Annotated in this window: 4 protein-coding genes; all 4 read right to left on the reverse strand. The window is 69.7% G+C overall.

The window, feature by feature from the left end; all coding sequences use genetic code 11:
• Positions 1-81: 81 nt before the first annotated feature.
• Genes IEW15_RS25040 through IEW15_RS25055 form a run of 4 tightly spaced genes read right to left on the reverse strand, consistent with a single transcriptional unit; the run spans position 82 to position 3,468 of the window.
• Positions 82-936: an ABC transporter ATP-binding protein gene (locus tag IEW15_RS25040; RefSeq protein WP_229708825.1), complete on the reverse strand. Its 855-nt coding sequence runs from the start codon at positions 934-936 to the stop codon at positions 82-84.
• Positions 936-1,985: a FecCD family ABC transporter permease gene (locus IEW15_RS25045; protein WP_188583197.1), complete on the reverse strand. Its 1,050-nt coding sequence runs from the start codon at positions 1,983-1,985 to the stop codon at positions 936-938. Before IEW15_RS25045 ends, IEW15_RS25040 begins: the two co-directional genes overlap by 1 nt.
• Complete coding sequence (locus tag IEW15_RS25050; protein WP_229708826.1) at positions 1,982-3,115, reverse strand: ABC transporter substrate-binding protein; 1,134 nt, start codon at positions 3,113-3,115, stop codon at positions 1,982-1,984. The genes IEW15_RS25045 and IEW15_RS25050 overlap by 4 nt, the downstream gene beginning before the upstream one ends.
• Positions 3,112-3,468, reverse strand: a complete 357-nt coding sequence (locus IEW15_RS25055) for a DUF2218 domain-containing protein (protein WP_372402867.1) — start codon at positions 3,466-3,468, stop codon at positions 3,112-3,114. The genes IEW15_RS25050 and IEW15_RS25055 overlap by 4 nt, the downstream gene beginning before the upstream one ends.
• Between the last annotated feature and the right edge of the window lie 9 nt (positions 3,469-3,477).

Below are 3,477 nucleotides of genomic sequence, written 5' to 3' on the forward strand. Positions count from 1 at the left end.
ACCTCACCCGAGGGAATCAGCCCCGCAGCGCGGGGGCAAGCGGACATCGACAGGGTTGGAGCCCATTCTGCAACAGGCTCCTTAACGCTGCCGAAAATTGCCCGCTCCGCTCAGGCCAGCCCCTCCACCTGCACCCGCACCCGGCCGCGCTCGTCGGGCGTGACCGATGCGGCGACGCCCCAGACGTCGCGGAGGATGGCGGGGGTGATGGCGGTGGCGGGGGGGGCCGAAGGCGGTCAGGCGCCCCTGGCCCAGCACCGCGATCCGGTCGGCCCAGCGGCAGGCGAGATCGATATCGTGCAGAACCACGATCACCTGCATGGCGCGGTCTCGGGCCAGCGCCGCCACGGTTGCCATCACCTGGAACTGGTGGCGCAGGTCCAGCGCGCTGGTCGGTTCATCCAGCAGCAGAATGCGCGGGTCACGGACCAGCGCCTGGGCCAGCGCCGCCATCTGGCGCTGGCCCCCCGACAGCCGGTCCAGCGGTTCCAGCGCCAGATCGGCGATGCCCAGCCGGTCGAGCACCGCCACCGCGCGATCGGTGTCGTCGATGTCGGCAAGCTCGGGCGACGGCGCGCCGGCCGGACTGGCGCGCCGGGCGCCGATCACCGCATCCAGCACGGTCAGGGCCACCCGGTCGGGCAGCGCCTGGGGCATATGCGCCACCAACCGTGCCCGTGCCTTCGGTGCCAGGGCCAGCAGGTCGGTCGTGCCCAGCATCACCCGCCCGGCCATGGGCATGGCGTCGGCCAGCCCTTTCAGCAGGGTCGACTTGCCGGCGCCGTTCGGCCCCACCAGGGCGGTGATGCTGGCGGGCGGCAACGGCCCCAGATCGACATCGCGCACCACCGGCCGGCGGCGATAGCCGGCGGTGGCGCCATGCAGGCTCAACAGATCGGTCGGCGCGTGGGTCATCGGCGTCACTCCGGCGGACATCAGCGACGCTCCCGGCGCGACAGGATCAGCGCCAGAAACGCCGGCACCCCGATCAGGGCGGTGACGATGCCGACCGGCACGGTCACGCCCGGCAGCAGCAGCTTGCCGGCCAGGCTCGACAGCGACATCACCAGCGCCCCGGCCAGCGCGCTGGCCGGCAGCAGGTAACGGTGATCCTCGCCCAGCAACAGCCGCGCCAGATGCGGACCGACCAGCCCGACGAAGCCGATGGTGCCGACAAACGCCACCGCGGTCGCCGACAGCAGGCTGACCCTGAGCAGGCTGAGGAATCTGAGGCGTGGCACATGCAGCCCGAAGCTCAGCGCCCGTTCCTCGCCCAGCCTGAGGGCGGTCATCGCCGGCGCCTGCGCCAGCGACCAGGGCAGCACCACGCCTAGCACCAGCGCCAGGATGCCGACCTTGTTCCAGTCGGCACGGGCCAGCGAGCCCATGCTCCAGAACACCAGTTGCTGCAGCGCTTCCTGCGAGGCCACGAACTGGATCATCGCGGTCAGCGCGTTGAAGGCGAAGACCAGCGCGATGCCGAACAGCACCAGGGTTTCGATGCCGGCGCCGCGCATCCGCGCCAGCGCCTGCAACAGCAGCACCGATGCGAAGGCGAAGACGAAGGCATTGGCCGATATGATCCAATTGGGCGATACCCCCGGCACGCCCAGCCCCAGCACGATCGCCAGCGCCGCACCGAATGCCGCCGCCGACGACACGCCCAGCGTGAACGGGCTGGCCAGCGGGTTCGACAGGATGGTCTGCATCTCCACCCCCGCCAGTGCCAGTGCCGCCCCCACGAGCACGGCGATCAGCGCCTGTGGCAGGCGCACCTGCCACAGGATCACTGATTGGGTTCGGGTCAGGCTGTCGGGGTCGATCAGCCCGCCCAGCACCGTGGCCGGCCCCATCCCCGAGACACCGGTGGTGATGTCGGCGATGAAGGCCGCGAACAGCAGAAGGCCGAGCGCTGCCACTGTCAGCGCCCGGCGAAGCAGGTGCCGGCGATGACCGGCACGCGCGGCAAGGGCAGATGGTGTCATCCGGCAGGGTCGTTCAGGGAAACCGCATAGACGCCGCCCAGCGGCACCGCGAGGAAATCGTGATTGATCAGATCCAGCGTGGCCGCCGGGTCCAGATCGGCGAACAGGTCGGGGCGCAGCCATCCGGCCATGGCCTCGATCGCCACCAGATTGAGCGGCGAGTTATAGAAGCTGTGCCACAGCCCGTAGACCCGGCCATCGGCCACCGCCGTCAACGCGTTCACCGGCGTGCGGGCGGTGACCGCCTCAAGTCCGGCGCGCGCGGTCGCCACATCGACCCCCGCCCCCATCGGTACACCACCGGTTTCCTGGCCATTGGCGGTACCGGTCGCGATGTAGATATCGGGATCGGTCGCCAGCACATATTCGGCGTCGAGCTGGCCAAGCGGCCCCGGCAGCACATCGGCACCGATATTGTGGCCGCCGACCAGATCGATGAAATCACCCAGATTGCCTTTACCCGGAGACCCGCAGCAGCCGGCATCGACCGTCGGGCGCATGTCGAGCAGCACCTTCGGGCGCGCCGCATCCGATGCCGCGACCCGGTCGCGGATCACCGCCAGGCGCTGTTCATAGAGGTCGATATAGCGTCCGACCCGCTCTTCCTGGCCCAGCACCTGCCCCAGAATCTTCAGGCTCGGCACCGTGTTCTCGATCGGCTTGCCCCGGAAATCGACGAACACGATCGGAATGCCGGCCTCGGTCAGCCGGTCGATGACCTCTTTCGATCGCGGCGACGGACCGTGGCCGGCATAGCCCAGCACCGCCAGATCGGGCGCCACCGACAGCGCCTTCTCGATCGAGAAGCTCTCCTTGCTGGTGGCGCCGACGATCGGCACCTGCTCGATCGCCGGGAACCGCGCGCGGAACAGGTCATAGGTGGCGCGGTCGAGCCGCTGCAGGTCGCCCAGCCAGCCGGCCAGCACCGAGACGGGTTCAGGATGGACCAGGGCCAGCGCCACCAGATCGCGGCCCTCGCCCAGCAGCAGCCGCGATGCCGGCGCCTCGATGGTGACGGTGCGCCCGGCAATATCGGTGACGGTCACCGGCTCGGCCGCGGCCGGTGCGATCGCGGCCATGGCCAGCATCGCCGACAGGGCGACCCCACGCAGGCGGATGAGCGGGCTCATGCGCGCAGGCTCCATGAGATGACCAGCGGCTCCTTGAACGCGAAGCGGTTCAGATGCTCGGCGACCACCCCGGTCAACCGCTCCGCCGTCTCGGCCTCCTCGGCCTCGACCACGATCGACAGCCGCTCGGCGCTGGCCTGCATCCGGCAGCGGCTGGTGTCGGAGAACGGGATAAGCGCGGTCTGCTCGTCATGGGTCACCGCGAAGCGATGGCTCCAATGCTTGGCCAACTGGGTCATGTAGCGCCGCCCGAGCGGCGTCTCGACCGAGGCGTCATAGATGGGGATGTCCCGCCCGATGTTGAAAAGGGCTCGGCGGACGTCGCTGGTTGATGAGGCTATGCAGCCTCGCAGACGGGGTCA

Origin of the sequence: Tistrella bauzanensis, assembly GCF_014636235.1 — a bacterium.
GTDB classification, from domain to species: domain Bacteria; phylum Pseudomonadota; class Alphaproteobacteria; order Tistrellales; family Tistrellaceae; genus Tistrella; species Tistrella bauzanensis.